Origin of the sequence: Acetobacter sp., from assembly GCF_047723915.1 — a bacterium.
GTDB lineage: Bacteria > Pseudomonadota > Alphaproteobacteria > Acetobacterales > Acetobacteraceae > Acetobacter.
On record NZ_JBDOBQ010000022.1, the window covers coordinates 20,141 to 36,080 of the forward strand.

The 15,940-nt window shown below is 65.3% G+C and carries 13 protein-coding genes; 4 read left to right on the forward strand and 9 right to left on the reverse strand.

Features of this window, described 5'->3' with window-relative positions; translation table 11 throughout:
- Nucleotides 1-50: 50 nt before the first annotated feature.
- From ABF990_RS11305 to hrcA, 4 genes are all read right to left on the reverse strand, one after another.
- Nucleotides 51-650 (reverse strand): energy transducer TonB, encoded by a 600-nt coding sequence (locus ABF990_RS11305; protein ID WP_415506616.1) that lies wholly within the window; start codon nt 648-650, stop codon nt 51-53.
- 386 nt (nt 651-1,036) lie between these two features.
- Nucleotides 1,037-2,168, reverse strand: a protein-coding gene (gene prfB / locus ABF990_RS11310; RefSeq protein ID WP_415491423.1) for a peptide chain release factor 2 whose coding sequence is annotated in 2 segments (ribosomal slippage) — nt 1,037-2,098 and nt 2,100-2,168 — 1,131 coding nt in all. Because the reading frame shifts where the segments join, the coding sequence is not laid out codon by codon here.
- A 55-nt stretch (nt 2,169-2,223) separates the two neighbouring features.
- Complete coding sequence (locus ABF990_RS11315) at nt 2,224-4,884, reverse strand: penicillin-binding protein 1A (RefSeq protein ID WP_415491432.1); 2,661 nt, start codon at nt 4,882-4,884, stop codon at nt 2,224-2,226.
- Between the two features lie 222 nt (nt 4,885-5,106).
- Nucleotides 5,107-6,189 carry a heat-inducible transcriptional repressor HrcA gene (gene hrcA, locus ABF990_RS11320; protein ID WP_415491422.1) on the reverse strand — a complete coding sequence of 361 codons (1,083 nt, stop codon included), beginning with the start codon at nt 6,187-6,189 and terminating at the stop codon, nt 5,107-5,109.
- A gap of 143 nt (nt 6,190-6,332) precedes the next feature.
- On the opposite strand from hrcA, the gene rph reads away from it, so the two are divergent.
- Both rph and rdgB read left to right on the forward strand, forming a co-directional pair.
- Nucleotides 6,333-7,154, forward strand: coding sequence for a ribonuclease PH (gene rph, locus ABF990_RS11325; RefSeq protein WP_415500975.1), 822 nt, complete (start codon nt 6,333-6,335; stop codon nt 7,152-7,154).
- 1 nt (nt 7,155) lies between these two features.
- Nucleotides 7,156-7,752, forward strand: a complete 597-nt coding sequence (gene rdgB / locus ABF990_RS11330; RefSeq protein WP_415491421.1) for an RdgB/HAM1 family non-canonical purine NTP pyrophosphatase — start codon at nt 7,156-7,158, stop codon at nt 7,750-7,752.
- A 246-nt stretch (nt 7,753-7,998) separates the two neighbouring features.
- Here rdgB and rpsA read toward each other — a convergent pair whose 3' ends face one another.
- From rpsA to aroA, 3 genes are all read right to left on the reverse strand, one after another.
- On the reverse strand, nt 7,999-9,717 hold the full coding sequence (gene rpsA, locus ABF990_RS11335; RefSeq protein ID WP_415506617.1) for a 30S ribosomal protein S1: 1,719 nt from the start codon (nt 9,715-9,717) through the stop codon (nt 7,999-8,001).
- Between the two features lie 429 nt (nt 9,718-10,146).
- Nucleotides 10,147-10,824: a (d)CMP kinase gene (gene cmk / locus ABF990_RS11340; protein ID WP_415500885.1), complete on the reverse strand. Its 678-nt coding sequence runs from the start codon at nt 10,822-10,824 to the stop codon at nt 10,147-10,149.
- On the reverse strand, nt 10,821-12,221 hold the full coding sequence (gene aroA / locus ABF990_RS11345) for a 3-phosphoshikimate 1-carboxyvinyltransferase (protein ID WP_415500886.1): 1,401 nt from the start codon (nt 12,219-12,221) through the stop codon (nt 10,821-10,823). The genes cmk and aroA overlap by 4 nt, the downstream gene beginning before the upstream one ends.
- Before the next feature lie 190 nt (nt 12,222-12,411).
- Between aroA and ABF990_RS11350 the strand changes: the two genes are divergently transcribed.
- Nucleotides 12,412-12,744, forward strand: coding sequence for a TIGR02300 family protein (locus ABF990_RS11350; protein WP_415491417.1), 333 nt, complete (start codon nt 12,412-12,414; stop codon nt 12,742-12,744).
- Nucleotides 12,745-13,096: 352 nt separating this feature from the next.
- On the forward strand, nt 13,097-14,302 hold the full coding sequence (locus tag ABF990_RS11355) for a lipase family protein (protein ID WP_415500887.1): 1,206 nt from the start codon (nt 13,097-13,099) through the stop codon (nt 14,300-14,302).
- 379 nt (nt 14,303-14,681) lie between these two features.
- On the opposite strand, the gene folB is transcribed toward ABF990_RS11355, so the two are convergent.
- Together folB and ABF990_RS11365 are read right to left on the reverse strand one after the other, a co-directional pair.
- The gene (folB, locus tag ABF990_RS11360) at nt 14,682-15,083 is read right to left on the reverse strand and encodes a dihydroneopterin aldolase (RefSeq protein ID WP_415491415.1); all 402 of its coding nucleotides are present in this window, start codon (nt 15,081-15,083) and stop codon (nt 14,682-14,684) included.
- Nucleotides 15,084-15,087: 4 nt separating this feature from the next.
- Nucleotides 15,088-15,888 carry an SDR family oxidoreductase gene (locus ABF990_RS11365; RefSeq protein WP_415491414.1) on the reverse strand — a complete coding sequence of 267 codons (801 nt, stop codon included), beginning with the start codon at nt 15,886-15,888 and terminating at the stop codon, nt 15,088-15,090.
- Nucleotides 15,889-15,940: the final 52 nt, after the last annotated feature.

Consider the following 15,940-nt stretch of genomic DNA (forward strand, 5'->3'; position numbering starts at 1 on the left):
CCGGCACCAGGCACCATAAATAATTCGTTCAGTTCTGACGGTTTGCCAGATCAGTTATCCAGCCGGAACCTGATCACGTAAACCTTGTGCAGCTCTTTGACGGGCTGACCGTTACGCACGGCAGGCTGGTACTGGGCCCGATGCACGTAATCGAGTGCCGAGCGGGCAAAAGCCTGACCGCCGGATACCGACTGCACCGAACAGTTACTGGTCTTGCCTGTTGTTTCCACGTCGCAAACCAAGGTCACACGCCCTTCAACGTTGTCGTCCTCCATTTCGGGGGGATAGACAGGCTGAACGTTGTTCATCGGCACGGAACCTGCTGACGTATCCGGCACTTCCGGCCCGGGAGGGGCTGGGTTGGTGCGCGTGGCAGGCGGCGTGGGCTCCTTGGGAACCTCATGCGACACATGCCTCATCGGCGGGTTCGGCGGCGGCGGCGGCGGCGGTGGCGGCGGCAGAACACGCGTCTGGATTGGTGGTCGCGGGGGTTCGGGCGGAGCTTCACCAGTGCCGCCCATTCCACGAATCAGACCAAGAATCCCCAGACCGTGCAGCAGAAGCACAATCAGAAGCGCGCCAATGCTAACAACAGCGCTCACTCGGACAGAATAATTTGCCGAGCCTTGCTGCTGCTCTCGGTCAATCATATTTGTCAGCCCTCCTAGTTAGGGTCACCTGAACAGACGACACCCGCAATCATTATTCCACTACAGCAACAAAAAGGAAACCCACTCTGTTTCCGTAATGCAACCACCGGCAATTCATCTTTCCAGGGTACGATTGGGCAATCTGAAACGGCAGATGTCAAGAATGTATCGGAATAATCGTGCGGGTTCCATAACGAATTCGCGATTATCCACAGTTTTGACACGAAATAGTTTTTTGCCCCCCACGCAGGATTACCCTAGTCTGCGCCGGACAAAAAAAACAGACTGCGGAAAGCCTGCCTTTTTTCGCTCCCCGCAGTCAATCACTGCCTTCAATTCTTAACATAATGCGGCCCCGCAGGGCCTGCCCCGGCCTTTACTGGCCCTTACTGGGCGCTGGCGCTGGCCTCAGAACGGGTAGCCCCCACCCGGCCCGCCAGGGACGCGGCCATGAACGCGTCCAGGTCCCCGTCCAGCACGCCGTCGGGGTTGGAGGTTTCCACCCCCGTGCGCAGATCCTTGACCATCTGGTAAGGTGCCAGCACGTAAGAGCGGATCTGGTGGCCCCAGCCGATATCGGTCTTGGCGGCCTCGGTCGCGGCGGCCTGGGCCTCGCGCTTCTGCAGTTCCACTTCATACATGCGTGCGCGCAGCATCTGCATGGCCGTGGCGCGGTTGCGGTGTTGTGAACGATCGGTCTGGCAGGCAACCACGATCCCTGTGGGAATATGGGTGATACGGATGGCGGAATCGGTCTTGTTGACGTGCTGCCCACCAGCACCGGATGCCCGGAACGTATCCACCTTCAGGTCCGAATCATTGATTTCGATTTCTATCGAATCGTCGATGACCGGATAGACCCAGACGGACGCGAACGAAGTCTGCCGGCGCGCCGCCGCATCGAACGGAGAAATCCGCACCAGCCGGTGCACGCCCGCCTCGGTCTTGAGCCAGCCATAGGCATTGGGGCCCGACACCAGAATGGTGGCTGATTTCAGCCCGGCCTGCTCCCCTTCGGAACTTTCGATCAGCGTTACCTTGTACTGGTGCGCTTCCGCCCAGCGGGTGTACATGCGCAGCAGCATTTCGGCCCAGTCCTGGGCTTCCGTTCCGCCGGCGCCGGCGTTGACTTCCACATAGCAGTCATTGCTGTCCGCCTCGCCCGACAGCAGGCTTTCGGTCTCGCGGCGCTTGGCTTCCTCGGCCAGGGCGCGCAGAGCGATCATGCCGTCCTTGACCAGATCGGCATCGCCTTCCGCCTCGGCCAGTTCGATCAGCTCGCAGGTGTCGCGCACATTGGTTTCAAGCGTCTGCACACCTTCGAGCTGGTTGGCCAGCAGGGTGCGCTCACGCATCATTTTCTGCGCGGCGTCGGGGTTGTTCCATAACTCGGGATCTTCGGCGCGGTTGTTCAGTTCCGCCAGCCGGTCTTGGGCGACATCCCAGTTAAAGATGCCTCCTCAGCAGTGCCACCGACTGCTTGATCTGTTCGTTAAGGGCGTCTGTCTCGGCGGACATGGGCCGGTTCTCCATCACATCTTAAAAAAAGCGGAAATGCCGCGTCATTCCGCCTTCAATAAAGGCCGCCCATGCCAATGTCACCCCCGGACGGTGCAGGAGAGGCGTTGTTGGGCCCGGACGAGAGGTCGCGCCCGCCCGCCGAATCCTGCGCACCGGCCCCGGCCGCCATGTCGCTTTCGGAATCGGGCATGTTTTCAGCCCCCGTATCGGCCGCCGTCAGCTCCTGCGAAACATTGGCCAGAGCCATGCTCACACCCGCGACCTGGCCGTCCTTGAAGGCGTCTGTCGCGACACCCCGGCCCGTATCGTACTGCACCAGCATGACCCCCTGGGGTGGCACAAAATCCAGCGCCGGTCGCCCGACCAGCGCGGTTTTCATAACCTTGTTCCAGATCGGCCCGGCAATGGCCCCACCCGTCTCGTTCTTGCCCAGCGTATGGGGGGTGTCGAATCCGAACCAGACAACCGTGACGATATCGGGCGTGTAACCCGCGAACCACGCGTCATTGAAATTCTGGCTGGTGCCGGTCTTGCCCGCGATGGGAACGGTAATCCCCTCCCCCGCGCGCACGCCCGTGCCCCGCCGGATAACGTCCTGCAGCATGGTGGTGATCTGGAACGCGCTTTCTTCCGAGGCAATGCGGGGCCGGTCGTCGCGCAGTTGCGGCAGGTCATCCGGCCCGGGCAGGACGGATGCAGCCCCCCCCGACACCGCACTCGCCCCCGGCACCATGACCGGCGGGGGGGCACCGGGCGGCAACCCGCCGGGCTGGACAACGCCGTCAGGGCCCACGGCCCCGGCGACAGGCGCCCCCGCAACCAGCGACAGCCCCGAAGACCGCCACACCACCCGGCCGTTACGGTCCTGGATGTCATCCACCAGGGTAGGTGTGATCCTGCGCCCACCCGCCGCGAGCGATGCGTAGGCCCCGGCCTCTTTCAGCACCGTGGTTTCCACGGCTCCCAGCGCCGCAGGCAGCACCAGCGGCATGGAATCGACCAGCCCGAGTTTGACCGCCGTATCGGCCACGGTCTTCATGCCCAGATGGGCCGCAAGGCGAATGGTGACAAGGTTACGCGATTCCCGCAGTGCGTCATGCAGGGTCGTGGGGCCCCAGAAATCCTTTTCGTAGTTGTTGGGGTGCCAGGTGCCGTAGGATACGGGCGAATCGTCGAATTTCTGCGAGGGCGAAATACCCTGCTCCATGGCGTCAAGATAGACGAAAGGCTTGAAGGACGAACCGGGCTGGCGCAGGGCCTGGGTCGCGCGGTCGAACTGGGATGCCTGAAAGGACCACCCCCCCACAAGCGCCAGCACACGCCCGGTGCGCGCGTTCAGCGTTACCACAGCACCTTCCACCAGCGGCACCTGCATCAGCCCCACGCGGCTGCCTTCCGCCTGGGGTTCGATCATCACCACATCGCCATTACGCAGCCCGTGCGCGCGCTGCGCCCAGGACAGGTCCTTCGTCTGGACCAGGCCCGTCTGGACCGCACCTGCCTGGGCAGCCCCCATCTGGGCAGCGGCATTGGGACCGCCGCGCCAGACCACGCTGCCTTCCAGCCAGCCGACACGCCCTTTTGCGCCGTCCAGCACCACGGCCAGACGCCATTGATCCAGCATGCCCGGCGGCGGCGCGATCCCCCGCAACGCGGCCTGCCACTGGGCGGGGTCGGTTTCCGGTCCGATGCCGGGCAGGCGGTGAAGCGGCCCCTGCCAGCCGCGATTGGCGCGGTCATAGGCCATGAGCCCCTGCCGCAGAATAGCCTGTGCCGAACGCTGAAGCGGCAGGTCCAGGCTGGTGTGCACGTCCAGCCCACCCTGCATGGTCACCGCCTGGCCGTAGCGTTCCATCAGTTCGCGGCGGACTTCCTCGGCAAACCATTCGGCGCCGGGGGCCGGGCCGGGCCGGGTGAAGCTACGCGTGGTCAGCGGTTCGGCCGCCGCTGCCCGGGCCGCCTCGGGCGAGAGCGAGCCGATATCGGCCATGCGCTCCAGCACCCAGTTGCGCCGCCCGCGTGCCGCGTCGGGAAAGCGTTCGGGGTTGTAGTTGGTCGGCGATTTCGGCAACGCCCCCAGGAACGCCGCCTCGGCGTCGTCAAGCTGGTCGAGCGGCTTGTTGAAATAGGTCTGCGCCGCCGCCCCTATGCCATACGCGCCGTTGCCCAGATAAATTTCGTTGAGATAGATTTCGAGAATCTTCTCCTTGGGCAGAACCTGCTCGATCCGCATGGCCAGGAACGCTTCCTTGGCCTTGCGGCGGAAGGACACCGCATTGGTGCCCAGCAGCATGATACGCGCCACCTGCTGCGTGATGGTGGACGCGCCGATCGGCCGACGGCCCTTGCCCCGTGTCAGATCTGTCAGGCCCGCGCGGATAATGGCGGCGGGGTCCACGCCCTTGTGGGTCCAGAATTTCTGGTCTTCCGCCGCGACAAAGGCGTTCTTCACCTTGTCGGGAATGGCGCTGTAGGGCACGAAAATGCGGCGTTCGTTGGCCAGTTCGGCCACAAGCTGGTCATCCCCCGCGTAAAGGCGGCTCATGACCGGTGGCTGGTAGGATTGCAGCCCCTCTACGGTGGGCAGGTCCGCGACGATCCCCTCATACTGGGACCACAGCACCACGGCACCTCCCGTGGCCCCGACCAGCATGACCGCCGCCGTGGCCCCCAGCAGGGCACGCCAGTAGCGAAAGCGCGGCCGCCGCAACATGGGCGGCCCCGCGGGCGGCTGCCCACCTGTGGTCGATCCCCCTGTGGTCGATCCCGTGGGGGGGGAGGCAGTGTCGTCTTGGCTGGAGGAAGAACCCTGATCACCGGAAGGCGAAGTGCTTGTCATACCGGTCCTTTACCATTGGCGGGGCGTGCCGTCTTCCTCATCTTGCGTATTCTGCCCATAATCGTGGCGGAATTCGGACGGCGCAGGACCACGGGGCTAGCCTGTCGATCCCATCAGTTCCCCCAGAATCCGGGCGGTATAATCCACCACCGGCACCACACGCCCGTAATTGATGCGCGTGGGGCCGATCACGCCAATAGCCCCCACGATCCGGTTGGCCTCGTTCCGGGCCGGAGCCATGACCACGGACATGCCCGTCGCGCCGAACAGCCCGCTTTCCGCCCCGATGAAAATCCGCACACCCTGCGACGTGTCCACCAGTTCCAGCAGGCGCAGCATGGTTTCCTGCGCTTCCAGCCGGTCGAACAGGGTCTGGATGGCGGCAAGGCGCTCCTGCCCGTCCACATCGGCCAGCAGGCGGGACTGCCCGCGCACGATCAGCGTGCCCCCGCTTTCCCCCCGCCCGCCGTTCCAGATGGCCAGCCCGCTTTCCACCACCTCGGCCGCCAGGCTGTCCAGTGCGGTGCGGTCTTCCTTCATTTCAGCGCTGACACGGGTGCGCAGGTCGGGCAGCGACGCCCCCATGGCGCGCGCGTTCAGGTAATTGGCGGCCTCCACCAGGGCAGAAGGCGGCATGCCCACCGGCGTTTCGATCACGCGGTTTTCGACATGGCCATCGGCCCCCATCAGAATGACCAGCGCGCGGTTGCTGCCAAGGGCCACGAATTCGATATGCTTGATCGCGCCTTCCCCCTTGGGGGCGACCACCAGCCCCGCCGCATCCGACATGCCCGCCAGCAGGGACGACGCCTCGACCAGCGTATCCTGCAACGAACGGCCACGGGCCTCCAGCGAATGGCCTATGACCTTCTGCTCGTCCTCGGACAGCGAACCGAACTGGAGCAGCCCGTCCACGAACAGGCGCAGGCCTTTTTCCGTGGGCAGGCGACCGGCCGACGTATGGGGCGAAAACAGCAGCCCCGCTTCCGTCAGGGACGCCATGACCGTACGGATGGTCGCCGAAGACAGCGGCTGGCCCAGCTTGCGCGCCAGCGTGCGCGAGCCCACGGGCTCCCCGCTGGCCACGTATTCCTCCACGATCTCGCGCAGGATGGTGGCCGAACGCACATCCAGTCCGGGCGGCAGGGCGGCTTTGGCTGGCAGCAGACCACGCTTCATGGCAACACGGCTCCCTTCATGCGCTCATCGTTTCCACCTTATGACGTTTTCATGCGCGGTTTTGCTCCGGCTGCAAATATTTTATGTGTGGCGGGCATTTTATACAGGCGCACCTGCAAGACGCCACCTGCAAGGAAGACACCATGCCCCCACAAGGCCAGCCCCCGGCCATGCCTGCGCCAGATCATTCCGGTCATTCCGAGCATTCTCCCGCTCACCCGTCTGATCGCCCGTCTGGTCGCCCATCGGGTCGCCTGCCCGACCAGATGCGCCCCATCGTGATCGAGACCGGGTTTTCACGCCATGCCGAAGGTTCGGCCCTGATCCGCGTGGGCGCGACCGAAGTGCTCTGCACCGCCAGTGTGGAAAACCGCGTGCCGCCTTTCCTGCGTGGCAAGGGCAGCGGCTGGGTCACGGCGGAATACGGCATGCTGCCCCGCGCCACCCATACGCGCGGCCCGCGTGAGGCGGCAAAAGGCAGGCAGTCGGGCCGCACGCAGGAAATCCAGCGCCTGATCGGGCGCGCGCTCCGCGCCGTGACCGACCTGAACGCCCTGGGCGAAATCTGCATTACACTGGACTGCGACGTGCTGAACGCCGATGGCGGCACGCGCTGCGCGGCCATTACCGGGTCCTGGGTGGCGCTGCGTCTGGCCCTTGGCAAGCTGGTCGCCAACCGGGTGCTGCAACGCCTGCCCCTGCGCGGGCAGGTGGCCGCCGTGTCCTGCGGGCTGACAAAAGCCGGCCCTGTGCTGGACCTGGATTACGCCGAAGACAGCGCAGCCGCGGCCGACACCAATTTCGTGCTGACCGCCGATAACCGCATTGTGGAAATTCAGGCCACGGCGGAAACTGCCCCCTTCACGCATGACGCGTTCGAAAGCCTGCTGGCCCTGGCCCGCGCGGGCACCACCACCCTGTTCGAAGCCCAGATGGCGGCCATTACCAAAGCGGAGACCCCCTGACATGCCCCCCCATAAACTCGCACATGGCAGCCGGCTGGTGCTGGCAACCCATAACGCCGGCAAGCTGGCGGAATTTGCCACGCTCATGGCCCCGTTCGGCATTACAGTCGTCTCCGCCGGGGAACTGGGCCTGCCTGAACCCGAGGAAACCGCCACCACGTTCGCGGGCAATGCCGCCATCAAGGCGCTGGCGGCGGCAAAAGCTGCGAACCTGCCCGCCCTGGCCGATGATTCCGGCCTGTGCGTATCGGCCCTGGGCGGCGCACCGGGCATTTATTCCGCCCGCTGGGCCGGGCCGGACAAAGACTTTGCCGGCGCCATGGCCCGGATCGAGGAAGGGATCGGCCCGGATGAGCGCGAGGCATGGTTTGTCTGCGTACTGTGCCTGGCCCTGCCCGACGGCACCACGCAAAGCTTTGAAGGCCGGATCAATGGCGAGATCGTCTGGCCCCCACGCGGGACCGGCGGGCATGGCTATGACCCCATTTTCCAGCCCGAAGGGGAAACCCGCAGCTTTGCGGAAATGAGCGAGGCCGAGAAAAACGCCATCAGCCACCGCGCCCGCGCCTTCGCCGCGTTTGAGGCGGCCTGCCTGTAAGCGTCTCCGACTTAAAAAACAAAGGTTCCGAGCGCCGTCTTTATTTTCATGAAGGCGGCGTTGCCTGAAGCTTTTTGAAAAAAGCTTCACCAGAAACCTTCATACTTTCCGGGCTGTGTTCAAACGGGCCTTAGCCGGACAGATCCTGGCTATCCACCATAAAAAATGGCGCCCACATGGGGCGCCATTTTTTTGACAACCAAGGCGGGGCACGGGCCGGGCACGCGGCCCGGCCCGTGCTGTTTATCAGCCTTCGCCGTCGGTGTTGCGGCGGCGGATGGCCGCGCCCAGAATATCACCGAGGGAGGCGCCGCTATCGGCGGAACCGTATTCGTTGATAGCCTGCTTGTCTTCTTCCACTTCGCGGCCCTTGATGGTCAGGGCAACCTTGCGGGCGGTGCGGTCGACGGTGACAACCTTCGCATCCACGCGTTCGCCAACAGCGAAACGCTCGGGGCGCTGCTCGGCCTTGTCACGGGCCAGTTCGGCGCGGCGGATAAAGCCGCTCAGAACGTCGTCCACCTTCACTTCAATGCCATTGGCCTGAACGGCCGTGACAATGCAGGTCACGATGCTGCCCTTCTGGATGCTGGCCAGCGCGTCGGCTGCCGGGTCTTCCTGAAGCTGCTTGATACCGAGAGAGATACGCTCTTTCTCGACATCCACGTCCAGAACCTTGGCCTTGACGACCTGGCCCTTTTCGAAGTGCTTCATGGCGTCTTCGCCAGCTTCGTCCCAGGACAGGTCGGACATGTGAACCATGCCGTCGATGTCCGCGGACAGGCCGATGAACAGGCCGAATTCCGTGATGTTGCGGATTTCGCCTTCGACGGTGGAACCCACCTTGTGCTCTTCGGCGAACTGTTCCCACGGGTTGCGCTGAACCTGCTTGAGACCAAGCGAGATACGACGCTTCGCGCTGTCCACGTCCAGAACCATCACGTCCACTTCCTGGGAGGTGGCGACGATCTTGCCCGGATGGACGTTCTTTTTCGTCCAGGACATTTCGGACACGTGCACCAGACCTTCGACACCCGGCTCCAGCTCGACGAACGCGCCGTAATCGGTGATGTTGGTCACGCGGCCAGAGAAGCGGGCACCCGGCGGATACTTGAGCGCCACGTTTTCCCACGGATCAGCCTCAAGCTGCTTCATGCCCAGGGAAATACGCTGCGTGTCCGGGTTGAAGCGGATCACCTGCACGCGCACGGGCTGGCCGATCTGCAGCGCTTCGGACGGGTGGTTGATGCGCTTCCAGGCAATGTCGGTCACGTGCAGCAGACCATCGACGCCGCCCAGGTCAACGAACGCACCGTAATCGGTGATGTTCTTGACCACGCCGTCAAGGATCATGCCTTCGGTCAGGCCCTGGATCAGTTCGCTGCGCTGTTCGGCGCGCGTTTCTTCCAGAACGGCACGACGGGAGACAACGATGTTGCCACGCGCACGGTCCATTTTCAGGATCTGGAAGGGCTGGGGCATACCCATCAGCGGGCCGACGTCGCGCACGGGGCGGATGTCCACCTGGCTGCCGGGCAGGAACGCCATGGCGCCGCCCAGATCAACCGTAAAGCCACCCTTGACGCGGCCATAGATGGTGCCGTTCACGCGCTGGTTGGCCTCGAACGCCTTTTCCAGGCTGGTCCAGGCTTCCTCGCGGCGGGCCTTCTCGCGGGACAGGACAATGCTGCCGTCACGGTCTTCATACCGTTCGACATACAGTTCCACCACGTCGCCGGGCTGGACTTCGGGCTTGGCGCCGGCCGGTGCGAATTCGCGCAGGGCCACGCGGCCTTCGCTCTTCAGGCCGACATCGACAATCGCGTAGTCATCCGTCAGGCGGACAATACGGCCACGAACGACGGACCCGTCAAAGCCGGAATCGCGGCCCAGGGTTTCGTCAAGGAGGGTAGCAAAATCTTCGCCACGGAAATGGTCCGCGGTCTGGGTAGTGGCTGAAGCCATGTGTAAAAGTTAACCTTGCGCCAGCCTGAACCATACGCCAGGCCGGGCGTTCCTGCGCCCCGCATTGCGGCACGGCTTGCCCGGGCCGACCGTCGGGGGCCATCCCCCGCGGTCGCATTGCCGGACCAGACGATACAGTCCTGAATAAGGCATTCAGGCGAGCCAGCCCGTTGCCGGGCCGTTCTCTGCTCTGCACAGAGACCCCGCAGACCGGGTTTGTCAACTCAAACCGACAGGCTGGCTCCAAAAGAACGCCCCACACCCGCCCGGGATTGCACCCGCACCCGGCCAGACCTGCTTTTTTTATACCAAAAGCGCCCAAAGCGGGCCTGAGGCGGCCCTGAAACGGACCCTGGCATGGATGCGACACGTAACCCGCGTGCCCCCGGCCCCGCCGCTTCACCGCCGCGGCACCGGAGCGGCGGTGGCCTAGGCCCGGATGATGGCGAGTCGCGCGCGGGCTATCCGCAATGCCTCGGCCAGCACGGCCTGAGCACTCAGCGTGTCCGTTTCGATCACATGCGCGTCGGCTGCGGCGCGCATGGGGGCCACGTCGCGGCTGGCATCCGCCGTATCACGCGCGCGCAGGGCGGCCTCCATCTCATGCAGGCGGGCCGCGCAGTCCGGGGCGGTGCTGTCCCCGCCCATTTGCAGGAAGCGCCGCATGGCCCGCGTGGCGGGGGATGCGGTAATGAACAGTTTGACATCCGCGTCAGGAAAAATGGCGGTGCCGATATCGCGCCCGTCCAGCACCGCACCCCGGTCAAGGGCGAAACGGCGCTGCGTGTCGACCAGAGCCGCGCGCACGGCAGGCTGGGCCGCGACCTTGCTGGCCGCCTGCGCGACTTCGGCCACGCGCAGGTCGGGGCGTTGCAGGTCCGCAGTCAGCAGGGCCTGCGCGATATCCTGCGCGGGCTGGGCCGGGTCGCGCCCGGCATCGAGGGCGATCCGGCCCACGGCGCGGTACAGCAGCCCTGTATCCAGATAGGGCAGGCCCAGCGCATCGGCCAGGCAGCGCGCCAGCGTGCCTTTGCCCGCCGCCGCCGGCCCGTCCACCGCGACAACCGGCCCACCCCGATTCGCAGGCGTGCTCCATGGCGGGTTCATGCCACGAACCCCGCACCCAGCGCGTTCATGAGGTCCAGATACCCGGGAAAACTCGTGTCGATAAAGGCAGTATCATCGATCTCGACCGGCTTTTGCGCGACCAGCCCCAGCACGGATGCGCTCATGGCCAGACGGTGATCCATATGGGTCCGCACCAGCCCGCCGCCGGGCACGGCATTGCCTGTGCCGTACACCACAAGGTCGTCCCCCTCCACACCGGTGCGCACGCCGTTGGCTTCAAGCAGGGCGACGGTGGCGGCCAGGCGGTCGCTTTCCTTCACGCGCAGTTCCTCGACCCCGCAAAAGCGCGAAACACCTGTGGCATGGGCGGCAGCCACGGCCAGAACGGGGTATTCATCGATCATGGAGGGGGCGCGTTCGGCCGGAACGGTCACCCCATGCAGGGCGGATGCCCGGATGTGCAGATCCCCCACGGGTTCGCCCCCTTCAAGCCGTTCGGCCCCGATCTCGAGCTGCGCGCCCATCTCGATCAGGGTGGTGAACAGCCCCGTGCGCAGCGGGTTCAGCCCCACGCCCGCAATCACGATGTCAGAGCCCGGCACCAGCAGGGCGGCCACGATCGGGAACGCGGCGGAGGACGGGTCCCCCGGCACGACAATATCGCGCGCCACCAGATCGGGGCGGCCTTCCAGCACGATCACACGCCCGCCCTGGGCCGTGGGCGTAACCGTGACGGTGGCCCCGAAATGGCGGAGCATGTTTTCGGTATGGTCGCGGGTGGCCACGGGTTCTTCCACCCGGGTCTGGCCAGCCGCGTTCAGCCCGGCCAGCAGCACGGCGGATTTGACCTGGGCGGACGCCACAGGCAACCGGTAGTCCAGCGGGTGGGGGTCGGCCAGGCCGCGAATGGCCATGGGCAGCCGCCCGCCCTCACGCGCGAGGAACGTGGCGCCGGTCTGGGCCAGCGGGTCCATGACCCGCTTCATGGGGCGGCGGCGCAGGCTGGCGTCCCCCGTCATGACCGATGTCATGCCGTGGCTGGCCAGAATACCGGACAGAAGCCGGGCCGCCGTGCCGGAATTGCCCATGTCCAGCACGGTGTCGGGTTCGCGCAACTGGCCGATACCCGGCCCGCTGACACGCCAGCACCCCTCGCTCTCACGCACGGCCTGCGCGCCCAGTGCGCGCATGGCGGCCGCCGTGCACAGCACGTCCTCCCCTTCCAGCAGGCCGGAAATATGGGTTTCCCCCCTGGCGAGAGAGGCGAACATGAGCGCGCGATGGCTGATGGACTTGTCGCCCGGCACGCGAATGGCGCCGGTCAGCGGCGCTGTCGCACGGGCCACCCGCAACGGGCGCGCGGAAGGAGAGGAAGCGTGTGTCATGCCCCCCTCATTCCGGCGTTGAAGGGTGCAAGTCAATCCGCCCGGGGGCATAAAACCTGCCGCGCGGGAGAGAAAATACGCACCGGACCCAAACTCGGGTTTGACAGAAGCGCGAACACAGTGGCATTTGGCGTCGCCTTATAGTCTGGTCGATTCCCGCGCCCGTGCGCAGCCTTACGGAATCGTCCGTGTTCGGGGGTGTTGCCCCCACAATGTCTGTTCAGGATCGACAGGTAGCAAGATGTCCCAGCCCGATCTCGGCACCAAACGCGTCTGCGTCTCCTGCGGTGCCCGCTTTTACGACCTGCACCATTCCCCCGCCGTGTGCCCCAAATGCGGTACGGAACAACCCCCCCTGGTGCCGCGCCTGCGCCGCAGCATGGACAGCTACGCCGCCACCCCGGTTCCGGCTGCCCCCGTCAAGTCCAATGAAGAGGATATCGATCTCGACACCGAGGACGATGACGACAATGACGACGACGTGCTCGAAGACACCGCCGATCTGGATGACGATGACGACGACATCAGCTCGGACATCGATGTCAGCACCGATTCGGAAGACCACGAATCCTGAGCAGCGTCTGCACATGATGTGATATGTGCATGACATGACACGAAAAACCCGCCTGCTGGCGGGTTTTTTTGTGCCCGCGCGACCGCCCCCTCAGGCCCCCTAAATGACCACTCCCACACGCCACCTTGCAGGCCGCCCCAAGAGGCTACCGGCCCATGTGCACAGGGCCCGGCACCTGCCGCATCCCCCCATGGACAGGCCACGCAAACCAGCCCGGATGCCCCGCGGGGCTGGATGGTCCGCCCCACCGGGGCATACCCCCGTGGGCGGGAGCGGAAAAAACAGGGCTGGAGTGCCACGGGAAATGGTGGTGTCCTGCCTTTTCCGTTCTGTCACCCGGAGTCTCATGATCATGAAATGCCTCCCCCCCCTTCTGAGCGCCGTGGCCCTGCTCTGCCTCGCCGCATGCGAGAGCGCGCCATTGCCCGACCAGACCGGGCTTGACGCCACAAGCACACCCGGCACGCTGACGCAGACCGCGCCCCTTGACCCCGCCTACGGCATTCCCGGCGCGGGCAAGTCCCTGAGCGTGACCTACCTGTCGACCAATGGCGTGACGGGAACAGGGCTTGTGCCGGTTACGGGCGAGGTCATCTACCCTGCGGGACCGGCCCCGGCCGGGGGCTGGCCGATCATGGCCTGGGCGCATGGCACGGTCGGTATCGCCAATGCCTGCGCGCCGTCACGCAACCCGCCCTCCGCCCGCAATGTCGCCTACCTGAGCGCATGGCTGAAGCGGGGCTTCGTGATCGTGGCCACGGATTACCAGGGCCTGGGGTCGGACGGCGTGCACCCCTACCTGAACGCCCGGGCGGAAGCCTATAGCGTGCTCGACAGCGTACGCGCCGCCCAGAAAGGCCTTGCGGACCTGAACAAGAAAGTGCTGATCGTCGGGCAGTCCCAGGGTGCGGGCGCCGCCTTTGCCGCCGCGGCCTATGCCCCGACCTATGCCCCCGCACTGGATATTCGCGGCACGGTGGCCACCGGTATCCCCTACATGACGCCGCAGATCGCCCAGGCGCTGCTGGCGGATGCCGGCAAACCTGCAAAGAAGACATCCGCCAAAGGCGAGACCGATCCGGTCGTGGCCTATGCGCTGCTGATGGGTGCGTCCGAAGCGGGGATCAACCCCTCCTTCAACCCGGCGGACGCCTTTACCCCCAAGGCGATGAACGCCTTCCATGCCGCATCACAGATCTGCCTGACCGGGCTGCTGGACGTCGTGAAGGCTGACGGGCTGACACGGGCCAACACCTTCCAGCCGGGAATCGGCCATGCCCTTGCTCCCGTGCTGGAAGCCATGGCCTACCCGACGCTCAAGCTGAGTGCGCCGCTTTTTGTCGGCACGGGCACCACCGACAAGGACGTGGCCCCCGAAGGACAGTTGCTGCTGGTCAAGGATGCCTGCCAGGCCGGCACCATCGTGCAGTCCCACGTGTACAAGGGCCAGGATCATTCGCAGACCGTTCTGGCGTCCCTGAAGGATTCGGCGGCGTTTACCGCGGCGGTCATGGCCAATGAACCCATAACCTCCACCTGCGCGCCCAACCCGCAATAACACCGCACACATCACTGGCCGCCATGGCGGCCAGCCGCAGGACGGGTCACAGGCCCAACCAAAGGGGCAACCAAGGCACCCCGACCAGAGGCGGGCCGGAAGACCAGCACAGAGGGCCGGTCAAAGCCCGCAGCGGAGCCAGCCGGGCGGCCAGCCACGGAACTGCCGGGGGAAAATACTCTCCCCGGCAGCCTGTTCCGGGCTGCCCCCTTGTCCCCAGCCGCCGTACGGGGCCATGCCGGGGGCTTGCAAGGGGGCATACAGGGCGCTGTTACGCGGCCATACGCGCACCAACGCAGCGACAGCCCGGGTGGTAGCACACGGCACACGGGTCGCGTAGCCCATCGCCCGGACAGGGCCGGGCGGCGTCAGACGGGGTTCAGCCCTGGGTGGGCCTGCGTTCTATTTCCACGCCCACCGCCTCGATTTCCTCGAAGACATCGAGCTTTTCTATGCGCACGCGCACGACCCGCACGCGCGCATCGGCCAGAACGCCCGCGGCAATGCGTTCGGCCAGGGTTTCCACCAGCCTGACATGGCCTTCCCGCACGATTCTGCGCACCAGAACCACCACATGCTCGTACGAGACCGTACGGCTGAGGTCATCAGCCCCGATTTCAAGGTCCGTACGGTCTTCCACCCCGAAATGGACAGACACACGAATACGCTGTGTCACGCCCTGTTCATGGGGAAACACGCCGATATTGGCGTCCAGCACCATGTTTTTCAGGAACAGGCAACGCAGGGGCGGCTCTTCCGCCCAGGGAGCAAAAACAGCCATGATCTTATTCTTCCAGAACGGTGCCCGTGGGGGTGGGAGCAGACCATTGCAGATGTTGTCCGCCATCGAGTGCGAGCATCTGCCCGGTTACGGAGGGCAGGGCAAGCAGGGCAAGGGCGGCCTGCGCCACTTCCTGCGCGGAAGTCCCCCGCCCCAGCGGCACGGACGCGCATTGCCGGGCGAACTGTTCCTCTGTCTGGCGGGTGCTGGGCAAGGCGGGGCCGGGGCCAATACCGTTCACGCGGATACGGCGTGGCGCCAGAGCCAGAGCGAGCGTACGCGTCAGCGTCCATAACGCGCTTTTGGAGACGGTATAGCTGATGAAATGCGGGGTCAGCGACCAGACGCGTTCATCGAGCATGTTCAGCACCATGCCTTCGGCATCGGGGGGCAGGGTTTTAGCGAAATTCTGCGTCAGCACAAAAGGGGCCCGCAGGTTTGGCTTCATATGCAGCATCCAGCTTTCCAGCGTGGCGTCGTCCCATTCGTCCCGCTCGAAGGTGGAGGCATTGTTCACCAGCACCCCGACAGGCCCGCCCAGCAACTGGGTCGCGCGTTCGATCAGGGGCTGCACGTCCTCCTCCCGCGCGAGGTCGGCCTGCAACAGCCCGCCCCGGCGGCCATGCGCGCGCACGTCCTGCAGGGTTTCCTCCGCCGCGGCAACGCTGTCGCGGTAATGGATGGCCACATCAAAACCCGCTTTGGCCAGGACCAGCACCAGGGCCCGGCCCAGCCGCGTAGCGCCCCCCGTAACCAGGGCCCGACGCGGTATGGCGGCGGAGATCGGGAAATCGCCCGTGCTCATACGTTTACTCTCCACTGGCCGCGACAGCCCGGGCGGCCGCGGTCAATCATGA